At 46.1% G+C, this 21776-nt stretch carries 14 protein-coding genes; 6 read left to right on the forward strand and 8 right to left on the reverse strand.

Translation table 11 applies throughout. From position 1 onward, the window contains the following. Window positions 1-13 precede the first annotated feature (13 nt). Window positions 14-4303 (forward strand): S8 family serine peptidase, encoded by a 4290-nt coding sequence (locus OIU26_RS19265; RefSeq protein WP_264217708.1) that lies wholly within the window; start codon window positions 14-16, stop codon window positions 4301-4303. Between the two features lie 83 nt (window positions 4304-4386). Here OIU26_RS19265 and OIU26_RS19270 read toward each other — a convergent pair whose 3' ends face one another. Beyond that, window positions 4387-5883, reverse strand: a complete 1497-nt coding sequence (locus OIU26_RS19270; protein ID WP_264217709.1) for a sensor histidine kinase — start codon at window positions 5881-5883, stop codon at window positions 4387-4389. Then, window positions 5880-6566 carry a response regulator transcription factor gene (locus OIU26_RS19275; protein WP_264217710.1) on the reverse strand — a complete coding sequence of 229 codons (687 nt, stop codon included), beginning with the start codon at window positions 6564-6566 and terminating at the stop codon, window positions 5880-5882. The genes OIU26_RS19270 and OIU26_RS19275 overlap by 4 nt, the downstream gene beginning before the upstream one ends. A 241-nt stretch (window positions 6567-6807) precedes the next feature. On the opposite strand from OIU26_RS19275, the gene OIU26_RS19280 reads away from it, so the two are divergent. The 5 genes from OIU26_RS19280 to OIU26_RS19300 all read left to right on the forward strand — a co-directional run bounded on the left by OIU26_RS19280 (window position 6808) and on the right by OIU26_RS19300 (window position 12539). Further along, window positions 6808-9156, forward strand: a complete 2349-nt coding sequence (locus OIU26_RS19280) for an ArnT family glycosyltransferase (RefSeq protein WP_264217711.1) — start codon at window positions 6808-6810, stop codon at window positions 9154-9156. A gap of 17 nt (window positions 9157-9173) precedes the next feature. Continuing rightward, window positions 9174-10265 (forward strand): glycosyltransferase family 2 protein, encoded by a 1092-nt coding sequence (locus tag OIU26_RS19285; protein ID WP_264217712.1) that lies wholly within the window; start codon window positions 9174-9176, stop codon window positions 10263-10265. A gap of 3 nt (window positions 10266-10268) precedes the next feature. After that, window positions 10269-10691, forward strand: coding sequence for a GtrA family protein (locus OIU26_RS19290; protein WP_025674426.1), 423 nt, complete (start codon window positions 10269-10271; stop codon window positions 10689-10691). Continuing rightward, window positions 10688-11569 carry a UTP--glucose-1-phosphate uridylyltransferase GalU gene (gene galU, locus OIU26_RS19295; RefSeq protein WP_040102337.1) on the forward strand — a complete coding sequence of 294 codons (882 nt, stop codon included), beginning with the start codon at window positions 10688-10690 and terminating at the stop codon, window positions 11567-11569. The genes OIU26_RS19290 and galU overlap by 4 nt, the downstream gene beginning before the upstream one ends. A gap of 142 nt (window positions 11570-11711) precedes the next feature. Then, window positions 11712-12539 (forward strand): class I SAM-dependent methyltransferase, encoded by an 828-nt coding sequence (locus OIU26_RS19300; protein ID WP_264217713.1) that lies wholly within the window; start codon window positions 11712-11714, stop codon window positions 12537-12539. Between the two features lie 163 nt (window positions 12540-12702). On the opposite strand, the gene OIU26_RS19305 is transcribed toward OIU26_RS19300, so the two are convergent. From OIU26_RS19305 to OIU26_RS19330, 6 genes are all read right to left on the reverse strand, one after another. Further along, on the reverse strand, window positions 12703-13449 hold the full coding sequence (locus OIU26_RS19305) for a glycerophosphodiester phosphodiesterase (RefSeq protein ID WP_264217714.1): 747 nt from the start codon (window positions 13447-13449) through the stop codon (window positions 12703-12705). Between the two features lie 90 nt (window positions 13450-13539). Continuing rightward, the gene (locus tag OIU26_RS19310) at window positions 13540-14601 is read right to left on the reverse strand and encodes a hypothetical protein (RefSeq protein WP_264217715.1); all 1062 of its coding nucleotides are present in this window, start codon (window positions 14599-14601) and stop codon (window positions 13540-13542) included. Window positions 14602-14625: 24 nt separating this feature from the next. Continuing rightward, window positions 14626-16521 carry an HSP90 family protein gene (locus tag OIU26_RS19315; protein WP_264217716.1) on the reverse strand — a complete coding sequence of 632 codons (1896 nt, stop codon included), beginning with the start codon at window positions 16519-16521 and terminating at the stop codon, window positions 14626-14628. Between the two features lie 424 nt (window positions 16522-16945). Beyond that, entirely contained in the window at window positions 16946-18460 is a 1515-nt protein-coding gene (locus OIU26_RS19320) for an alpha-N-arabinofuranosidase (RefSeq protein ID WP_413987356.1), read from the reverse strand. 331 nt (window positions 18461-18791) lie between these two features. Next, a complete protein-coding gene (locus tag OIU26_RS19325) occupies window positions 18792-19172 on the reverse strand; it encodes a hypothetical protein (RefSeq protein ID WP_264217717.1) in 381 nt (126 codons plus the stop codon). 737 nt (window positions 19173-19909) lie between these two features. Then, a complete protein-coding gene (locus OIU26_RS19330; RefSeq protein ID WP_058831186.1) occupies window positions 19910-21757 on the reverse strand; it encodes an ABC transporter ATP-binding protein in 1848 nt (615 codons plus the stop codon). Window positions 21758-21776 lie beyond the last annotated feature (19 nt).

Raw genomic sequence — 21776 nt, forward strand, 5'->3', positions numbered from 1 at the left:
AAGAGGGAAATCTTTGAAAAAGCCGATCATTTTGCAAAAAATACCTGTCGTATCACTCGCTCTTGCCTTGACGGTAAGCTTATCTCTGCCGTCTTTCAGTTCTGCCGCTACTGCAGATCTACAAATCAATTCATTTTTAAAAGCTCAGGAAGCATTAACTATTGAGGCGGCTCCGGCCTTTATCTCACCTGAGCTGAGTACAGACTCCTCCCGTCAGGTTAGAGTCATCGTGCAGCTTGATGGTGAGCCCCTAGCAGTGGACAAATATGCAGCACGTTCAAGCGCCAAAGCTTTCACCGCTCAATCCGAGCAAAAAGCCGAATCTGCGATCGCCACCGAGCAAACCACGTTCGTAGACCAAGCCGCTGAGCACGGTATTTCTCTTCAAGTAAATTACCAGTACAACACGGTGCTTAACGGACTGGAGGTTACGGTGCCAGCCAATAAAATTCCAGAGTTGGCTAAACTGCCAGGCGTTAAATCCATTCACGAAAACAAAACGTATTATTCCATCCCCGTGCAGGACCCGCCAACACTTACAGCCAATGAAGCCACTTATGACAATGCGCCACTGGACCAAATTGGTGTTCCTGAAGCCTGGGCCAAAGGATTGAATGGCGAGGGAATCAAGGTCGGGGTTATTGATACCGGTATCGATTATGAGCATCCGGATTTGAAAGAAGCCTACAAAGGCGGTTATGACTCTTTTGAACAGGACAACGACCCTTACGAGGAACCGTTCCTTGAAAAAGAGAATGATCCATACGGCACAGGTTTTAGTGGAACGACACATGGTACTCACGTCTCCGGTACAATTGCCGGGAAAGCCGCGAATAAATCCTCAGATATTGTACAAAAAGGGATTGCCTATAAATCGGACTTATACGTATATAAGGTGCTTGGACGCAATACCAAGACCGGTCGTTCCTCCGGTTCCTCGGCACAGGTCATTGACGGTATTGAACGTGCTGTTAAGGATGGCATGAATGTCATCAACCTGTCGCTAGGCTCAGATTCTGAAAAAGATCCTAACTCCCCGGATGCCATTGCCATCAATAATGCGGTACTTTCCGGGGTAGTCGCTGTCATCGCGAACGGTAACGCTGCACAACAAGGGCCCTATTTTTACTCCATGGGTTCTCCCGCAACATCCCAGCTAGCGATTTCCGTTGGTGCAGCCACTTCACCAAGCAAGAGCTTCTCAGGCACAGCCTCAGTGACACGCGACTCCTATTGGGAGGACAACGGTGAACTAAAGAAAACCGTAACTACTGATACCTATGCACATTACGACTTTAATTTGATGGGCTGGGAGACAGGCAGAGAGGACTTTGCCTCCGTTATGGGAACTGCCCCTTATGAGCTTGTATATGCTAATTTGGGACAAGCTGATGATTTTGAAGGAAAAGACGTAGCCGGCAAAATTGTCCTCGTTTCACGGGGCAACCTAGCGTTCGTGGATAAAATCGCAAATGCGAAAGAAAACGGCGCGAAAGCCGTCATTGTTTTCAATGGAAATACGAAACCTGGTGACATCACCAAGGCTGATTTAGGGGAAAGCATTTCAGGTCGCGATGACTACGTAAATTCCAATTTGGGTGACAGCTTTGACTTTATTCCGACCTTTGACATGAAAGGTAAGGAAGGTCGCGCGCTGGCTAAACAAATCGTAGACAACACTGGAGAAAAATTCTCCGTTTCCTTTGGTGCAGACTATATTCGCACAGATCATTCAGGTAATACCATGGCCGATTTTAGCTCCCGTGGACCCAATGGAGATGAACTGCTGAGCATCAAGCCAGACGTAAGCGCACCGGGTGTTGGCATTTTGTCGACGTACCCTGCCTTCGCCAAGTTCTATCCGGATGCATCCTATGAGCAAGCTTACAAACGCAGCAACGGAACGAGTATGGCATCTCCGCATGTGGCTGGACTTGCCGTGCTGCTGAAGCAGCAGCATCCGAACTGGACACCGTTTGATATCCGCGCTGCTCTGGCAAACACTTCGATTACACTCTTTGATGAGGATAAAATCCAATATGATGTGTATTCCCAAGGTGCAGGTCTTGTAAACATTGCGAATGCGATTCAGACTCCAGCCCTGCTGGAAACCGTTGAAAAGATTACGATTCTTGACAAGAACTTTAATCGGCAGGAGGTTGTGAATTATAATCCTTCCGCCAGCTTCGGGCTGTTACGACCTGGTAGTGATGCGAAGCAGATCCAGCTTCAACTCAAAAACTTGTCCGCAAACCCTGTGCAGTATGAAGCCAGCTACGTTTTACATGATAATGTCACCTCTGATCCGACTAAGCCTATTGCTACCCCCGATGTGAGCAATATTAGCGTTCAGTTGCAGGGTATTGGCGCGAATGGAGCCATCTCGGCAGAACCGGGCAAATCGCAACCGTTCTTCCTGTCTGTACAACCAAGTGCGAATGCAGCTACTGGTGTATATGAAGGAGAGGTTATTCTAAAAAGCGCTGGACAGCCAACACTTCATCTTCCGTTCGTTGTGCATGTCGGCAAAGAAAATCCAACGACAGGCTTCGGCTTGCAGGACCTGAGTTTCACGAACCCGATTATTTACCCAAATCGTACAGGTGCGCAGCGCACAACAGATTTGGCTTTCCGTCTGACCACAGATAAAACCAATCAGATCGCGCTCTATGTATATGGATTAGATGATAAGCTGATCGGTCTGATTGATGGGATTGCCACTACCAAGGAGCAAGGTACTAACGCTCGCCTCAAACAAGGCGCATATTCCTTCAAGGGGATTGGCGGAAGTTACGTTGAATTTGATGACAATGGCAAGCCTGTTCTGGATGCTAACGGTCAGCCTGTTATTCAGCACTTGAAGGATGGCGTGTACAAGCTGGAAGTCAGCTCTCCAGAACTGAATGAAAAGGGAGAAGTCGAACGCAATACCGATGGTCCTAAACTGTTCACTGCCACTAAATCGATCCGTGTGGATAATAGTGCCCCATCCGGTGGTAGTAGTGGCGGCGGGGGTGGAGGTGGCGGCAGAAGCAATACTACACCTTCTGCTGCAACTAATACATCCACCCCTGTCGCTACATCTGCACCTTCACTGCAAAGCGTAGTGAAGCAAGGACAAGCTGTAAAAGCTGTGCCTACAGCCGTTGCGTTAAACAATAATATACAGTCACTGACAGTAGCTGATGCAGACCTGCAGGCTGCTGTGACAACAGCTGGCTCCAGCCCGACAGCTATCGTATTGTCGGCTACTAGCCAAGCAGGCCAAACGACTAAAGCATCACTCACTTCGTCACAGCTGGCAACGCTGGGCAAAGCCGCAGCAGGAAGCAGCCTGATTGTGGGCAATACAGGTTCTTCCCTAGCATTGCCAGTATCAGCTCTAAAAAATGCACCTCAAGGTGCAGGCATTGAAGTGAGTATCAGCAGCCAAGCAGAGGCGAGCGGCACATTTACAGGCAAGCTTAAAGGCTCGAATGTGATCGGCACCCCGGTAGGGTTTGAGGCCAACGTAATCACTGGCGGTAAGAGCCAACCGCTCAAAGTTGCGCCAGGACAATTTATTAGCCGATCCTTTACCGTACCTGGTCAAATTGATCCTAATACAGCCGGTGTGCTCTATACAGCGAACGGAAATGTCTATCCCGTCCCATCCGTCTTCACCAAGCAAGTTGATGGATCTACCGTCGTTAAGGTAAGCCGTCCGGGCTTCTCGACGTATGCAGCGGCGACACGACCTGTTAGCTTTGAAGATATTTCATCGTCGTATGCCCAATCCGAAATTCAATCGCTTGCAAATAAATTGCTCATTAACGGTACAACCGACACGAAATTCTCACCGAAGCAAAACGTGACGCGTGCAGAATTTGCAGCCTTGGTCACCCGGGCACTTGGCCTGACACCAGGTACTGCTGCACCATTTAGTGATATTCCGGCAGGTAGCTGGTATGCCGGGGATGTGGCGGCCGCTTATGAGGCCGGATTGATTACAGGTCGCAACAACGACAAGTTTGATCCGCAAGCAAATATCAGTCGTCAAGAAATTGCTGTTGTGCTGGGCAAAGCAGTAGACCTGCTTCAAATCAAAATAGCAGCCGATGGTCCTGCACGCACACCATACCATGATACTTCATCCTTTGCAGGCTATGCCAAGGACAGTATTGAAAAAGTAAGTGCGGCAGGTATTATTAACGGAGCCACGATTAAAGGCTCTTCCTACTTCCAACCGAATGCACCTACAACACGTGAGGCATCTGCCAAAGTGCTGCATGTGCTCTTACAAAAAGCTGCACTCATTAACTAACAATTACAAAGCCCCCCGAGCCGTTATTTAACCAAAGTCGCGGTTCGGGGGGCTATTCTTATGTTAGACCATAATCTGCGATACTATACTGTTCCTGCTAAAGGCAGCGTTACTTTAAATATACTTCCCGTTCCCAGTGTACTTTCAGCTGTAATGCTCCCGCTGTGTGCTTCCACGATTGATTGCGTAATAGCCAGACCAAGGCCCGCTCCGCCTGAGCTGCGTGTACGTGATTCATCTCCACGATAAAATCGCTCAAATATCCGCTCCAGCTGTTCCTTCCCCATGCCGGGTCCATTATCACGAATTTGAATATCTGCCAGCTTCTTACCAGCCGATAAGTTGACATGGATCACGCCCTGCTCCATATCGGTATGTTGAACAGCATTGTGAAACAGGTTAAGTACGACCTGTTTGATCTTATCGCCTTCTGCCAATACCCGAACACCTGCCGTCATATCAAAAAATACCTTACGTGTGCCTGCCAGCATAAGGAGCTGTGGCTTCATTCCCAGCAGCAATGCATCTAGCGATATATCTTCCAGCTTCAACTCCAGTGTTCGGTCCAGCTTAGCCAACAATAGCAAATCAGAGACAAGCTTGTTCATGCGCTTGGATTCACCATACATACTTTCTAGTGCTGATTGGAGCTGCTTCGGATTGGATACTGCTCCACGAAGCAGCACTTCCAAAAACCCGTGGATGGATGTGAGCGGGGTACGCAGTTCATGAGAAGCATCCGCAATAAATCGTCGCATTTGCATCTGCAATTCCCGCTCGGCAGCAAAAGAATGCTCCAGCCGCTCCAGCATTCCATTAAATGAAACTGCCAGGCGATCTACCTCATACTGACCCTGCTCTGCGTCAAAGCGCTCGTCCAAATTGCCCGCATCAATACGTTTGACTGCCTCGACCATTCTGGAAAGGGGCACCAATGTACGGCGAAGCACAGGAAGCATAAGCGCCAAACCAATCGCAAGTGCAATCAGAGACAATAAAATAAAGGTGCGGAGTTGATTAATCAGCTGCTCTTGCATGGAATTCGTGGATACGCCCATTTGCAGTAACCCTGACGAACGGTCTGGTGGACCGAGCGGGCGAAATACAACCAGCTGCTCTTTTCCCTGTGCATCCGTAATTAATTGATAGCCGTGACGCATGCGCTTGCTCTGCTGCATTGCTTGATACTGCTGAGTGGTGAGGCGCGGCGGTTTAAGCCCATTTTCGTTGGACAAGCTCTGAAAGGTGCCGTCTATACCTATAGAAGCAAGCGACATATCCGGCCAAAACAGAAACGGCCCCGGTCGATTACCTCTCCGATTGGTATCATCTTGGGGAGCGGCGATCCCATTCCCACTATTTTCCTGTGAATCCTTAATCAATAAGTCGACAGGAATTGAATTCAGCTGTGTATTCATAGCGTCTGCTCGACTGCGATACAGAAAATCTTTCATTAGAAAGTATTGGAGAAAACCGATCAACACGAGCAGCAATGCCAAAATGAGTAAGGTTCTGGCCAAAAGCTGGGACCGGAGAGAACGAAGCGCATATTTTCTCCGTTTTTTCCTCCCCGCCTTCATAACAGATCCACTCGGTACCCAACACCACGCAGCGTCCGAATGACCCGATGCTCCTTATCTTTGAGTTTTTCTCGCAAGGAGCGAATATACACTTCCACAATATTATCCTCGCCCCCAAAGTCATACCCCCAGACTCGGTCCAGAATACGACTTTTACTCAGTACGATTCCGTGGTTTAACACCAAAAACTTCAATAGTTCGTATTCGGTAGGCGATAGCTCCAGCACCTGACTCTGATAGCGAATCTCCTTTCGTCGGTCATCCACTTGAAAGGGTCCGTGAACCACTTCCCCCAACAGGTCAGGGAACTGATTTCGCAAACGCGCTTCAATACGAGCCAGCAGCTCATTAAAACTGAAGGGCTTAACGATATAATCATCCGCGCCGAGCTTGAGCCCTTTTACCCGATCGTCCACATCATCCTTGGCGGTCAGCATAATAACTGCGATGTTATCCTCTGTCTCTTTGAGACTTTGGCATACCTCAAAACCGTTCATTTCAGGCATCATTACATCCAGCACTGCTACATGCGGACGAAACTCTCTAGCCAGCTCGAGTGCATCACTCCCGTTCTCGGCGGTTCTGACTTCATATCCTTCATTAATCAGTCCAAGCTCTAAAAATTGCAAAATATGAGGCTCGTCATCCGCCAGCATAATCTTAACTCCGTGTATTGGATTCATTATTAATCTTCCCTTTCATATTGCTTCATTTTTACCATATTAAAAGTCGATTCATTTTTACCTGTATCTAATATACCTGAATCCTGCCGTAAAAAAAGCACCTCGCCCCAGCTTTCAGCTAACGTTCAGGGAGCGCTCAGAACCCATTAAGGTACGTCTGGCATGATAATAGCAAGCCGGTAGTTGACCGGGCCAAGATCGGAATAAATACAAAGAAACTTTCACAGGGAGTGGAATGAACATGATTAAGAAATGGTTTAAGACAAGGGCAGACATCCCCCTGATCATCATTATGCTGATATCCGCATTTTTGAACGGATACAACATCTGGCAAGACAAGTACGTAAACACCTACTACACGACGGCAGTAGCAAGCATGCTGCAAAGCTTTCACAATTTCTTTTTCGCCTCACTTGATTCTGCAGGATCGGTAACGGTAGACAAACCGCCTGTGGTGTTCTGGATTCAGACGTTGAGCGCCTATATATTCGGACTTCACGGATGGAGCGTGATCCTGCCACAGGCACTGGCTCAGGTCGGATCGGTCTTGCTCGTTTACTTACTCATCAAACCGAGCTTTGGTACACTGGCCGCACGTTTGGCTGCCTTCGCCATGGCAACAACACCGATAGCCGTAGCGGTTAGCCGCACGAATAACATTGACGCTATGTTGGTCTTCACATTATTGCTCGCAACTTGGCTATTGTTCAGAGGCCTTAAAAATAGCAAAACCGGGCTGATCCTGGCTGCTTTCGCAGTCGTCGGCATTGCCTTTAACGAAAAAATGTTGCAAGCCTATATGATCGTTCCTGCGTTGGGCCTATTCTATCTGCTGGCTTCCAAGTATAACTGGAAACGAAAAGCAATAACGTTGGCAGGATCGGCAGTGGTTCTCCTGATTGTATCGCTCTCTTGGGCAGTCGTAGTGGATTCCACTCCGGCCGATGAACGTCCTTATATGGGGAGTAGCGGAACCAACTCTGTACTGAATTTGGCCTTCGGTTATAACGGCCTGTCACGCCTGACAGGAGATCAGGGAACAGGTGGCAATCGTGGCGGTCAACGCTCAGAGCAAAACAATAACGCTGCAACGAATAGCAACATTACGAACACGGATCAGATCCAGACGACTACATCATCTGGCAGCACTACCACTACGGATGACTCTGGTGCCAACAACATGGCAGCAGGCGGACCCGGTGCAGGTGGTCAAATGCCACCGGGCGGATTTGGGGGTAACGGGCAAGGCGCTCCTGGTGGAGACGGCCCGGGTGGTCCAGGCGGTGGCCCGGGTGGAAATTCCGGTGGCGGCATGTTCGGTACTGGTGAAAAGGGACCTTTGCGGTTGTTCCAATCTTCCCTGTCAGGCCAAGCCAGCTGGCTGCTTCCGTTCGCAATCATTGCTTCCATCGGCCTGCTTGCCAGTATTCGACGCCGTAATATCACACAGAAACATAAAGAAGTTATCTTCTGGCTCGCCTGGTTGATTCCCGTAGCTGCATTTTTCAGCGTAGCAGGTTTCTTCCATCATTATTACCTAATTATGCTCGCACCACCGATTGCAGCGCTCTTCGGAGCAGGATTCGTAGAATTGTGGCAGCAGTATCGTGAGCATTCCAACTGGCTCTCCTGGCTGTTACCCGTGGCAGTATTAGCAACATCGGTATTTAGCTGGTTCATTCTACAAAATTACAACGATACCATCGGCAGTGGCTGGTCCATCGCGGTATTGATCCTAGGGATCATCGGCACAGCACTCCTGGTGGTAGCACGAATGAAATCCGAGAAGTTCACAAGATATGCCATTATCGCAAGTGTACTCGCTATGTTTATCGGCCCTGTGTACTGGGCAATGACACCAATCGTCTACGGGGGGAACAGCATGATTCCACAAGCTGGACCGACTCAATTTGGCGACGGCGGTGGCGGAATGCCAGGCCGCAATGATGGCAATAGAGGTGCAAGCTTCAATGGTCAACAAGCCGAAGGGACTCAAATGAATAACCAGACTCAAAATGCAGAGAATTCCAACTCTGTTGGAAATACTTCAAGCACACAAACAAGTACAGACACGGAACAAAAAGCTTCTACCCGTTCCAGAGGAATGGGAGGCCCGAACGGTAGCCAAAGTTTAGATCAAAAAACATTGAACTACTTGCAAAAAAATAACACAGGTGAAACCTATCTTTTCGCAGCAAGTAATTATTCAACAGCCGCTCCTTACCTGGTCGACGCCGGACAAAAAGTAATTATTATGAACGGTTTTGTGTCTTCCGATCCGGTCTATACCGTCGATAAAATCAAGGCGCTGGTCGAAAGTGGGCAAGTGAAATACTTTATGATTTCTGGTGGCGGCGGTGGACCGGACGGCGGCAACTCCGAAGTCACTGCATGGATTAAAGAACACGGCAAAGTAATCCCTACAGATGAATGGAAAACAACAACCACAGCAGAAACAAGTACAGCAGTGAAAGCAACGAACAGCGGAAACGACACCACGAACACCAACGCAAGCGCTCAGGATGGTCAAGGTGGATTTGGCGGAGACGAGCGTGGAGGAAGCGGTACTTTATACGAAATCACATTATAAATGAGGAGGAACTACGAATGAGTGAACCTATCCGTTATTCCATAGTTATCCCGATGTACAACGAGGAAGCCGTTATTACGGAAACCTACCGGAGGCTGAAACAAGTCATGGGCTCAATGGGCGAGCCCTACGAGCTGATCTTCGTCAATGATGGAAGTTCGGACCGCAGCGTCCAACTCATCAAGGAATTCAGTCTCAGAGATGACACGATTGTATTGATTGATTTCTCTCGCAACTTTGGTCATCAGCTAGCAATTACCGCCGGGATGGATTATGCGGTGGGAGAGGCGGTCGTCGTCATTGACGCTGACCTCCAGGACCCGCCGGAACTGATTATTGAGATGGCTAACAAGTGGAAGGAAGGCTATGAAGTCGTCTACGCCAAACGACTCAAACGCAATGGCGAAACTCGCTTCAAGAAATGGTCTGCCAGCCTCTTTTACCGCGTACTTAAAGCATCAACGGATATTAATATCCCGGTCGACACCGGGGACTTCCGCCTAATGGATCGCAAGGTCATAGATGAATTGAAACGTCTGCCGGAAAATAACCGATTCGTACGCGGTCTGGTCAGTTGGATCGGTTTTAAACAAACTGCTGTTGAATATGAGCGCGATGAGCGGCTCGCAGGCGAAACCAAGTATCCGCTAAAACGCATGATCAAGCTCAGTCTCGACGGGATCACATCCTTTTCGATTAAGCCACTCAAGCTGGCAGGTTATATCGGCGCACTTTTGTCCATGTCCGGCTTCCTGTATCTGATGTATGTATTGTTTCTTAACTTTTTCACCGATTCCTATGTGATGAAAGGCTGGTCATCCATGATTAGCATCAGCCTGATCTTCGACGGAGTGATTCTGATTATTCTCGGTATTATGGGTGAATATATTGGACGGATTTATGACGAAACCAAAGCACGTCCACTCTACATTGTCCGTGAGCGTCTGGGTGGACAATACGATAACGGTCCGACACATGCTATGAAGGTTCCTGAACAACGCGAGTCCCTGTACATGAAAGGAGCCCGTGATAGTCTGATTTCGGGTGAACGTACAGTACGCGACAACAGCGCGGTATATACTGGACCCAAATCCGGTCGTGGGGCCTAATCTATGAAAAGTCGCATGGCCCAGCTGCTTCCTATGATCCGATTTGGCATCGTAGGTCTGGTGAATACAGGAGTAGATTATATCATTTTTATGCTACTGGCTTGGACCGGAGTGCCGGTCGTGGTGGCGCAGATCATTTCGTACAGCTGCGGCACAGCCAACAGTTATATTTTGAACAGCAAATGGACATTCAGCAAACAACAAGCAAACAACACAAGTAAAGGTCAGTTACTCAAATTTATCGTCATCAACCTCATCGTATTGGGGATAACCTCCTTATTGCTGCAAGTGCTTCACACTGAAACCGAGCTGCCGCTTGCTTTAGGCAAGCTGATCGCCACCGCAGCCGGAATGATCATCAATTATATCGGGAGCCGATACTGGGTGTTCGGTTCCCCATCCCGAAAGGAAAGTGAATCTCTATGAGAAAAATTACAAAAGCCGTTATCCCTGCCGCCGGTTTGGGAACCCGTTTTTTGCCAGCTACGAAGGCTTTACCAAAAGAGATGCTTCCAATCGTAGATAAACCAGCCATTCAATATATCGTTGAAGAAGCCATCAAGTCTGGAATTGAGAGCATCATTATCGTTACGGGGCGTAATAAAAAAGCCATCGAAGACCATTTTGACAAGTCTGTAGAGCTGGAGCAAGTACTGGAGAGCAAGGGAAAATATGATCTTCTGCGTGAAGTTCAAAGCATCGGGGGCAAAGCCGTCATTCACTATATCCGTCAAAAAGAACCGCTCGGCTTGGGACATGCGGTACGCTGCGCCCGTCAGTTCATTGGCGATGAGCCCTTCGCCGTGTTATTGGGCGATGATATTATGAATTCCTCCACTCCGGCGATTCGCCAGATGATGGATGTATACGAAGCCACTGGCAAGCAAGTGGTCGGCGTGCGCACGGTAGAAGAACAGGATGTAAGTAAATACGGCATTATTGACTCCACTCACCAAAATGGCCTTATTCATGAAGTCGGCGGACTTGTTGAAAAACCATCCCCGGCAGATGCTCCTTCGCGGCAGGCTGTCATTGGTCGCTATGTATTGGAGCCTTCTATTTTCTCCATATTGGAGAACATGTCCACTGGAGCGGGCGGTGAATACCAATTGACAGATGCTCTGCATCAAGTAGCATTGCAAAACCAGCTGCTTGCATTGGAACTGGAGGGCACACGCTACGATATTGGTGATAAAGCTGGCTATCTGGAAGCAGTGCTCCACATGGGCATGCAGCGCGAAGATTTGCGTCCAATGCTTGACTCCATGATGCGTGAGTGGGCACTTGCTTCAATGATAAAATAGGAAGATTTCCTCCTACCGAAATCCGATGATGTTGTGAAATCACGAAAGTAGCTGGTTAAGCACATAAACTTGTACAATGTAAAAGTACAGAGCATCGGAATTTACGCGGTCGCCCGGCCGAAACTAAGGAGAAAAAGCCCCGATGATACCTGAGGGAAATCTGCAAAGTAATGTGGATCGTTTCAATGGCTTTGCCGACAACTACGATCAACACCGTCCAGAAGCGCCATCACCCGTCGTGGAAATCATCAGCCGCTATCTGGATCGGAACGTAGCTCTAGTTGCCGATATTGGCTGCGGTACTGGGCTCTCTACTTTCATACGGAAAGACACCGCTCGTCGAATCGTCGGCATCGAGCCTAACCCGGACATGAGAGGAATAGCGCAGCGCAAGCTGGAGAGAGCAGGAACGACAATGACAGGTACCATTTCCTTCGAAAGCGGGTTCTCCAACAACCTGCCCTTTGAGGACGGCACTGTAGATGTCATCACCTGTTCTCAGTCCTTTCACTGGATGGACCCCGAGAGCACACTCCAGGAAGCAGGCAGGGTCTTGGCACAAGGCGGCGTGTTCGCAGCCTTTGACTGTGACTGGCCTCCTGTGCTGCAATGGCAGATAGAGCAAGCTTATACAGAGCTTATCACCAAAGCTGATACCGTTTTGGAACAGGAAGCTCCTGTAGAGCAACAGGCTCATAAATGGAGCAAGGATCAGCATCTAGCTAATCTGCATCATAGCGGACAATTCCGCTATATTCGGGAGATTGTCTTCCACAATCGTGAGCAATGTAACGCTGCTCGTTATACTGGGCTCGCTCTTAGCCAGGGAGGAATTCAGAGCCTGTTCAAACTTGGCAATCGAACGCTTGACGACGATATAGCCCGCTTCGTGAAGCTGGTTGAGAATCATTTTGAAGGCAGAACACTGGATATCCTGTTCAGCTATCGTATGAGACTCGGCATCAAGTAGAACGGAATCAAAATCGTCGTGATGATATTCACTTCGGCTCAAGCCAAAAAAAGACTCTCCTTGTCTCGTGAAAGCGAGTACGTAGGAGAGTCTTTTTTCTTTTAATACATAGCTACATCTACTTCCCTACGATCCTTATCTGTAGGTTTACTGCGTCTTCCTCTTAGGAAGAGTGGACAGCTAGAATGTGCGCCAACCGATCAGGATAGTCTGTGATGATGCCGTTCACTCCGGCCTCCAGCAGACGCTCCATTTCCTCCGGCTCATTCACCGTCCATGGGTGGTAGACGACGCCTAATGCCAAAGCCTCGGACACCGCTTCCGGTGTAACCACTTGCTTGTAGGCATGAAGTGCTGTAGCCCCGAATTGGGTTGCATACTCCGATGGGCGAACCATAATCTCAATATACAGCGCTCCCGTCTTGATCTCGGGGGCAATCTGCGCACAGAGCGCGAGCGATTCATGATTGAAGCTGGATAAGATCACCCGCTCTTCCAATCCAAAGCGCTTCACAGCGGCAATGACCTCTTCCTCCATCCCCGGATAGAGATGAATGCTATTTTTCAGTTCCAGATTAATAATGGTATCCGAGGACTGGGCCAGTTCCAGTAACTCATCCAGCATCGGTACCCGCTCGCCTCGAAATTTCTCATCAAACCAACTGCCTGCATCCAGTTTATTTAATTCTTCCAGCGTGATATCTCTTACATCCAGCGGGCAACCTGTCGTGCGCTCCAGCGACTCATCGTGAATCAGCACCAAATGCCCATCTTGGGTACGCTGCACATCCGTTTCAATGCCTGTTGCTCCTAGTTCCAACGCGTGGCGGAAAGCCGCTATCGTATTTTCAGGACATACCCTGGAAGCTCCGCGATGTGCAAAATTAATCACCTTCTGGGTCATAGTCACGATATAATCCCTCCTGTCATTTCAAACAAGAATATTGTACTCGTTCATTGTTTGGGCTGTATAAAATATTCGCCACAGTCGCCTGTTCTTCTACGCCGGTTGAACAATCTTCCCAATCCATTCCGAATAAAATGCATTCCCATTCCGTCGATCAAATTCAGCTGCCGCAGACTCTGCCAGTGGTCTGAAGTACGCAATGATCTCTTCTAACGTACGTTCCTGTTTGCCCCATTCAAAAGATGCAGGCATCCGAATCAAACGAAGTTTTCTCGAAGTATCCAGCTTTTGCAGCAGCCCTACCATCGCTGCGTAAAAATACATTTGCTCCAATCCGCTCTCATAGTCCAATGCGATGTGCAAATGACGTTCCACCACTCCGATTCCTTCAATCGGATTTGCAACCGTCAAATACTCAATATGCTCTGCTATCGTTTTCAGGAAGTCACGGTCATCACGAACCAGGCGATAGCCTTTGCGATACTGCTCCTTCGCCTGATCAACCTCGCCTTGACGATACAGCGGCAATAGCACCTGCGAGAGCGTCACATGCGGCACTTCTGCACATCTCATCCGTCCCGATAAAATCGGTTTTGCCACGGTAAGCGCCTGCTCGTCTTCTCCGGTCAAGTAATAGAATCGCACCATCTGGCTCTGCTCACAGGCTTCACAATCACTCATACTGTCTGGCTCAATTACGCGGAACATATCCAGATACCGCCGTGCTTCATCCAGTTCACCCATGTCCATCGCGATGCGGAACTTATAATAGTAATATGGTCGCTCATTATACCCGTATTCAGCATAACGTCTGCGCATATCCTCTACCAGATCCTCGATTTGAGTTTTTGATATATTCGGAAAACTGCACACCTTTCCAAGTATCCATTTATAGTTCCACAACAGCTCAACGGGGTCGTATTCCTCTGGATTTTGGTCAAATTGACCCAGCTGCCATGAAAAAGCAATCAGCGACTTCAATGGATATCCGTTAAAAATAGCACAGTCTACAATCTCTCCCCGAATTTCATAAGCGAGCTCCTTCAAACCTGAAGTATCCGCCAGGCGAACAGCCTCTTCCAGAATCGCCAGCTTTGCCGCCCCTCCGGGCATATCCTGCGCCTGCTCCATCATTTCATATATCGTCTCTTCCATTTGAATCCTCCTTTAATTACGCAATTACGTGTTCTGTCCGTTCCCTAATCCCCAATTGATAAAATGCAGCACACTCCGGTTCATCAGCCCTAGCTCACTGCGGTTCATCGGATAGTGACCCATCATAAGCGCATTCACATACATCATTTCTGTTGCAGCCGTAATCATCTGTGTATCGGTAGCTTCAAAAATCCGCGCCACTACCGGGTTGCTTAAATTAAAATACAAGGTCGAATAGCCCGCGTTCTGCTGGACTCCCGCTTTTAGACTATCGAGCACATTGGAAAAAAGCGAAGTGGTCTCTTCAACTGTGTGTTCCATGGAGCGCAAGGTTAGTGCATCCTGTGAAATGGTGTACAGCACAGGCAAGCTCGCAGGCTCAAAACGCTTCAACTCAGCACGGCAACGCATCGGCTGCAAAGCAGCATCCATCACACGTAGCACACCGTAATACTTGGTGTGCTCTTCCTGCGTCAGCCCGGTAAATGATAAAGATACATCCTCAGGGCTGAGTCGCTCTGTTTGCAGGGTAGCGTCGATCCAGTGCAGCTTATCCAAAATTTCTGAATCATAGATATATCCGCCGTTGATCACCAGCATCGATTGCGCTGCCGCCACATGCGTAATCTGGCGATACTCATCCACAGTCGCCGTGTAATGGAGCGGACACCCGCCCGCCTCTCGGATCAGTTCACTCAGCTCGCGCCGCCCAAAAGTACTTTCGAAGGAAAACCAGCGATGCATAATCCGCAGAAATTCATCATCCTCAACCGCGAGCGCCTTCATGGATAGCTCGTGCAAACGAATCCAGTGCTGCAAGCGGTCTGGCTCATATTCCGCCATGCGTAGCAGTTCTTCCCGAATACAGGTTCCCAATTCGGAACGAACCGCATCAAGCTGCTCATTTTCATAAAAGTATTCACGAGATGCCGTTGGTTGCAATTCGTCTGTCCAAATCAGGCTTTTAATGAAAAATGCCCATTCTGGCAATACATTTTCCGCTTTGTCGGACACGAGCATATGCTTCAGATACACCCGATGCAGCCGCTTGCTGTTCAGATTAACACTGCGAGGCAAAATGAATGCAATCCCGCCGGTTCTGCCCGATGCCGTTCGCAGCGGTATAAAATCACTGAAGCGCTCACCCATTAGGCGATAGCCTAAATCCAGCACCTCACCGCGTCGACTCCGTAATTGTTCCGGGTCCTGCATCCAGCTTGTCGATGGAAGATTGACCTGCTTGGTCTCCCCGTCTACAGACAGCAGGACAGGATATGGCAGCAAGGCTCCATAATAAAATAAGGAGTCTTTCACCTGCGCTGGCTCATAATAAAACTCGCTCCCCGGCTTACAGCGCAAATAAATTTGCGTCCCTATAGGCAGCTCAGTCTCTAATCGACGAATCGTATACGTCCCATCTGGCTTCCCTCTCCATTCCATAGAGATGCCTTCCTTCACCGAACGGGTCAGTACTACAATTTCATCGCTCACCATAAAACAAGACAGCAAGCCAATCCCAAAACGCCCGATAAATGAAGTCTCCGAGGTTAGCAAATCAGCCCCCTTCTTGGAAGACTGCCCGATGATCGACAGAAACCGGTGAATGTCTTCTTCAGACAATCCAATACCGTTATCCTGAATCATCAATACCTGCTGATCCCCGGCACCGGATAGCTCCACGATGACTTTGCCTTCATAGTCGTTACTTTCAGAAGCTGTATCTTCAAGGATATTGTCTTCTTTCAATGATCTACTTTCAGCTTCAGTCTTTCGTAGCTCCTTGCGAGCCGTGATCGCATCTGTTGCATTTTGTAGTATTTCACGTATAAACACCCGTGGACTGCTATATAAATGATTGGCCAAAATATCAATCATGCCGCCCAAATTTACTTGAAAACGATATTCGTCTGTTTGACTCATAGAGATCATTCCTTTCACGAAATGCTACAGCCATCTTTCATTTAAAATAGCTATCTTTTAAAGTATAACGTGGATTTAAGACGGATTACACACCTTCATTTCAGATATCAATTCATTGACAACGGTACAACAGGGCCTTTTTTCACCCAGGAGTGTGGGCACTGGGTCTAATTAACTTCATAAAAATGTACGAGGCACGAACACTTAGTGATTAAGGATCATCTTTACCTAGTTAAATTTAGGAATAAATATAATATTTATTGGAATTACCTCTTCCTTTCGAGCACTATGTTGATGGAGGGACAAATGGCTCATTTTATACAAAAAGCCCGCATTCCTGCTCTTGTAGTAGCCTTACAAGAGAGAATGCGGACTTATTAGGTATAACTCAGTCCGTTCCTTTTAGAAAGAGAATTAATGAGATTTAATGAGATTTAGCAAGACGAATAACGTTCCACGAGGCTTTGCCCAAATGAGCTTTTACAATTCCGTCTTCAAGCTTGGCATTGCCACCGTTATGAGGCGTAACCTTTTCTCCAGCTGGGCTATTGGTCGCTTTGAGATCATCATGCTCCAGCACGGTATGCTCGACAATATGGTAGCCTTCGAAACTGCGTACATCTACCGTCAGCTCCAGCGATTCAGACAAGTGACGGTTCACTGCAAAGACAGTCAGCGCGTCTCCCTCTTCATCATAAACCACAGCGCTATCCAGATATGGAATGTCTGTAAAGTCCTTGGAATCGTATTTTTCGGAATCCACTACAGGCATCAGTGATACCCCACGACCATAACGGGAAGCATGCAGATACGGATAGAAGATCGTTTGCTTCCACGCTTTTCCGTTATTCTCGGTCATGATTGGCGCAATAACGTTGACCAGTTGAGCCAGGCAAGCCATTTTTACACGGTCCGCGTGACGCAAGAACGTAATCAACATGCTGCCCACCAACAATGCATCCTCAAAGTTGTAAATATCCTCAAGCTGCGGTGGTGCCACAGACCATGGATCGATTTTTTTGTCTGCATCATTGGAGTGGTACCATACGTTCCATTCGTCAAAGCTGAGCATCATTTTTTTCTTGCTACGTTTCTTCGCTTTGATATAATCACAAGTCGAAATGACAGTATGAATAAAATGATCCATGTCCATGGAACGTGCCAGATAATTAGCCGTATCATTGTCATGGTTGCCGTAGTATTGGTGCAGGGAAATATAGTCGGCTACCTCGTACGTATGATCCAGTGTAGTTGCCTCCCATTCCGGGAACGTCGGCATCGTGGAGCTGGAGCTTCCACAGGATACAAGTTCAATGTCAGGATCAATCAGCCTCATGGCTTTTGCAGATTCTACAGCCAGACGACCATATTCCTCCGCTGTCTTGTGCCCAATCTGCCACGGTCCGTCCATCTCATTGCCAAGACACCAGGTTTTAATCTTATGTGGCTGCTCTATACCGTGACTACGACGTAAATCACTCCAATAGGAGCCTCCTGGATGATTGCAATATTCCACCAGATTACGCGCCGCATCAATTCCACGCGTACCCAGATTTACCGCCATCATTACTTCAGAGCCAACATCCTTGGCCCATTTAAAAAATTCATTCGTTCCTACTTCATTCGGCTCCACTGTTCTCCACGCCAGCTCCAACTGTCTAGGTCTGGATGCAACAGGGCCGACACCATCCTCCCAATTGTAACCGGATACAAAATTGCCGCCCGGATAGCGTATAATAGGAACATCCAGCTCTTTTACCAGTTCTTTAACATCATTGCGGAAACCGCTTTCATCACTAGTCGAATGAGTAGGTTCATAAATACCACCATATACAGCACGCCCGAGATGCTCTACAAAAGAACCATAAATGCGTTTATCGACTTCAGCAATACGAAAAGATTTGTCTACAATCATCTTTGCTTTTACAGCTGCTGCCACCTAAACCATCCTCTCTGAATGCGAAAATAAAATTTGTTGTACCTAAAATCAACAAGCCATTTTATTAACGCTTCCAATATAACACACCGTAATTAGCATAGTCAATATTATTATTAAATACTTAATATATATATTAAGTATTTAATAATAAACGATAAGCATTTGGTTACGTATTTTTGAACACTTCATTTTATAAACAAACCTATTGAGCAAATAGCCTCTTTACTAAATAGCAATAATAGTCCAATTAAACTGCAATATTAATCTTTACACCTGCATTCTTAGCTTCGTCTTTAGCCGAATCCACATAGGCATTGATCTCTTGTTCAGTCTACACCCTACCAACCTCTATACTTGATTCTTTCTCATCCTTTGGTTCATCTCGATCTATTATCGTCGCTTCCTCATTCACTGCTTTTCTAATGCACTCATTGATATTTGAGACAATCTCCATAATTTTCTCATTAAGGCCTTCTGCCTTCTCACGCAAAGTAGTTGATCTTGAAGGGTTAGTGTTTTCCCAACCTTTAGCTTCGCTTTCTAATGTAATTTGTGCCCTTTTAGTGATTTTGGAATTCTTCAGCTGGTTGTTTGCTGATACAATACTATGCATCGTATAAGTCATGAGACTTTGCTTCTGCTCCTCTGCAGTCTTGTGCGTATATTGTTCCTTTTTATCTTCCTGGGCTTCTTTTTTACTTTCCTCATCCATTCCAAATGCTTTTTTTGTTCTTCTATTGATTGCTTCTGAATATTCTCGTCAATTTGTTGAATCTGCTTATCTATCTTTTCCATTTCGGCTTTTACAGCTTCCGAACCGAGGCCACGTTTTAGAGCATTACTTATATAGTCCGAACGCCTCTCCATCAGATTTTGCTTCTGCTCAATCAATTGCTGAATAATCTTGTTTTGCGGCTTGCCTATACTCTTCCTTTCAGCCTGAGGGGAGAGGGGATGCCGTAGTTCAAGTCGGTTGTTATCTATGGTGTGGAACGGCGATTGGTGAGATGATGTAAAAGATACATTCATCTTAAAACCTCCATTTCTCTTCTAAATAGTAATCCTAGAGGTATATCGGATTTTTTGTATGTTTTTGTATATTTTATCATTACTTTTCACAAATTCTTCATTCCCTTTTCACTGTTAAGCAGTCCTTTATCGTCTATCAATTTGTTATATGTAAGCAACCTCCGCTGTCTATGTCCTTCCTCGCTGACAAATATAATATTTCAGTTACGGCGATAACGACCCGCATCTACAGACTGAAAAGAAAGATTCGTGCACTATCCCATCAATATTGGCTAACTCATATAGAAAATGTCCAATGTGAAGCCCAAAAGCAGGGCCTCTCGAAGGAAAGCTCCGCTTTTTTTGTTATAGTCTACTTCTCATAAGGTAAAAAACAATTCTGTTCGCAGTCCCACTATTTGCCAGAATCTCAATACACAGTTAGCGTACATCATTAATAACTAGCGCTTTCTGGAATGTATGAATTTCGTCAGAAAATAAATTATAGTAAAACCCTCTATTTTCAATTAGTTCTTGGTGGGTTCCTCCTTCTACTATCTGACCCTTTTCCATAACTAAAATTTTATCTGCATATAAAACAGAGGTATAGCGATGAGATATGTAGAGGCATAGTCTATTATCAACGAATTTTTGAAATTGTTTAAATACTTGTTTTTCCGATTCTGGATCAAGAAATGAACTAGGCTCATCTAATACATAAACGTCAGCATCTTTGAAGAGCGCTCTCGATATAGCAATCTTTTGCCACTGCCCTCCTGAAAGCTGTATCCCCCCTTCGAAGTTTCTTCCTAGCTGTTGTTCTAATTGATTAGGCAAATCTCGTATTACCGAATCTACTCCTGTATGTTGCGCCGATTCCCATATCCTGGTATCAAGTTCAAGATCCCCTATACTGCCAAAACCTATATTTTCTCTTACTGAAAAATCAAATTGGACAAAATCTTGAAATATAACACCTACTTTCTTGTAAAGCATTTCTTTATTGTAATTTCGAACCGAGATAGAATTGATTAAAATATCTCCTTCAAAGTCTTCATATAACCCCGTTAAAAGTTTTATCACTGTTGTTTTCCCTGATCCATTCCTGCCCACTAGAGCAAGAGATTCACCACGTTTCATTTTAAAACTTATATCTTTGAGAGCCAATTCTTTTTGATCTGGGTAAGCAAATGAAACATTCTTAAATTCTATGCATTCTATCGTTGAATCAGCTTGTATACCTGACTCTCTTAGCAACATTCTAGAACTGTCTTGTTTAGGTTTTATGTTAAAAAAAGCGAATAATTCATCTAGATACAGATTATGATCACACAATGAAATCAATCCTTGAGATACTGTGTTAATATTTTGATTAGCTAATAATACTGCTTGAACTAATGCATAAATACTGCCAACGAGAAATTCTTCTTTCCATGATATTTGTATAATCATAATCAAAGCAATGGCTATAAATAATGTACTTATTACTTGAAAAGACAAATATAACGCAATACGTTTTTTGGCTAAATACTTATCCTCTTTGTAGAAAACATCAAAAATGTCCTTATATTTTGCTGTAAAGTAGTCACTAAGTTGATACAATAGGATTTCTTTAAAAGACTTCTCATTAGTCAATAAGTAATTAATATACCTGGATTTACGTTGTAAAGGAGCCCGTTTTTTCTTGGCTACATATTGAATTTGTGTGAATCTCAATAAAGAATAAAAAGATGCCAGGGGGGAGACAACAAGAATGAGTAATATCCACCATCTGAATGCTATTAAAATGGCAATACTAGAGCATAACGTAACCATGGAACTTAACAAATTAATGAGTTCTTTATAGATCTGAATAGGTCTATCTATTGAGTCGTTCTGTACTCTTTTGAGCTGATTGTGTACTTGCGGACTCTCAAAATCCGCAAGATTAAATGTTGATGCTTGTGATACTATTAATGTTTGTAATTTATTTATCAGTGAAATTTGGAACAATTTATCAGAGTATTCAATTAAACTTGAAATAAGCAAACTAGAAAACATCACGATAATTACAGGGAAAACTGCGCTGATTTGAAGCTTATGCCATACCGTGTTAGTCTCAAATTCAGAAACCAAATACTGTATGGAAAGAAGGTTAGCAATCGGGAGTGTTCCTTTTAGTAGATAGCCAAAAATAATGATAATAAAGTAGATAGGTTCTGTACTCCATAGTAACTTAGTTAACTTCGGCCAATATTGGAATGAATGAAATATAGCTCTTATATTCAAATGGTCTGCCTCACGTTCCATGCATTCCATCCCTTTCTTT

This window comes from Paenibacillus sp. BT-177 (assembly GCF_025846815.2).
Classification (GTDB): domain Bacteria; phylum Bacillota; class Bacilli; order Paenibacillales; family Paenibacillaceae; genus Paenibacillus; species Paenibacillus polymyxa_C.

Coding starts and splice junctions, on each gene's coding strand:
- OIU26_RS19270 (WP_264217709.1), bottom strand. CDS start 5,883: ATGAAGGCGGGGAGGAAAAAACGGAGAAAATATGCGCTTCGTTCTCTC.
- OIU26_RS19275 (WP_264217710.1), bottom strand. CDS start 6,566: ATGAATCCAATACACGGAGTTAAGATTATGCTGGCGGATGACGAGCCT.
- OIU26_RS19280 (WP_264217711.1), top strand. CDS start 6,808: ATGATTAAGAAATGGTTTAAGACAAGGGCAGACATCCCCCTGATCATC.
- OIU26_RS19285 (WP_264217712.1), top strand. CDS start 9,174: ATGAGTGAACCTATCCGTTATTCCATAGTTATCCCGATGTACAACGAG.
- OIU26_RS19290 (WP_025674426.1), top strand. CDS start 10,269: ATGAAAAGTCGCATGGCCCAGCTGCTTCCTATGATCCGATTTGGCATC.
- galU (WP_040102337.1), top strand. CDS start 10,688: ATGAGAAAAATTACAAAAGCCGTTATCCCTGCCGCCGGTTTGGGAACC.
- OIU26_RS19300 (WP_264217713.1), top strand. CDS start 11,712: ATGATACCTGAGGGAAATCTGCAAAGTAATGTGGATCGTTTCAATGGC.
- OIU26_RS19310 (WP_264217715.1), bottom strand. CDS start 14,601: ATGGAAGAGACGATATATGAAATGATGGAGCAGGCGCAGGATATGCCC.
- OIU26_RS19315 (WP_264217716.1), bottom strand. CDS start 16,521: ATGAGTCAAACAGACGAATATCGTTTTCAAGTAAATTTGGGCGGCATG.
- OIU26_RS19325 (WP_264217717.1), bottom strand. CDS start 19,172: ATGGATGAGGAAAGTAAAAAAGAAGCCCAGGAAGATAAAAAGGAACAA.
- OIU26_RS19330 (WP_058831186.1), bottom strand. CDS start 21,757: ATGGAACGTGAGGCAGACCATTTGAATATAAGAGCTATATTTCATTCA.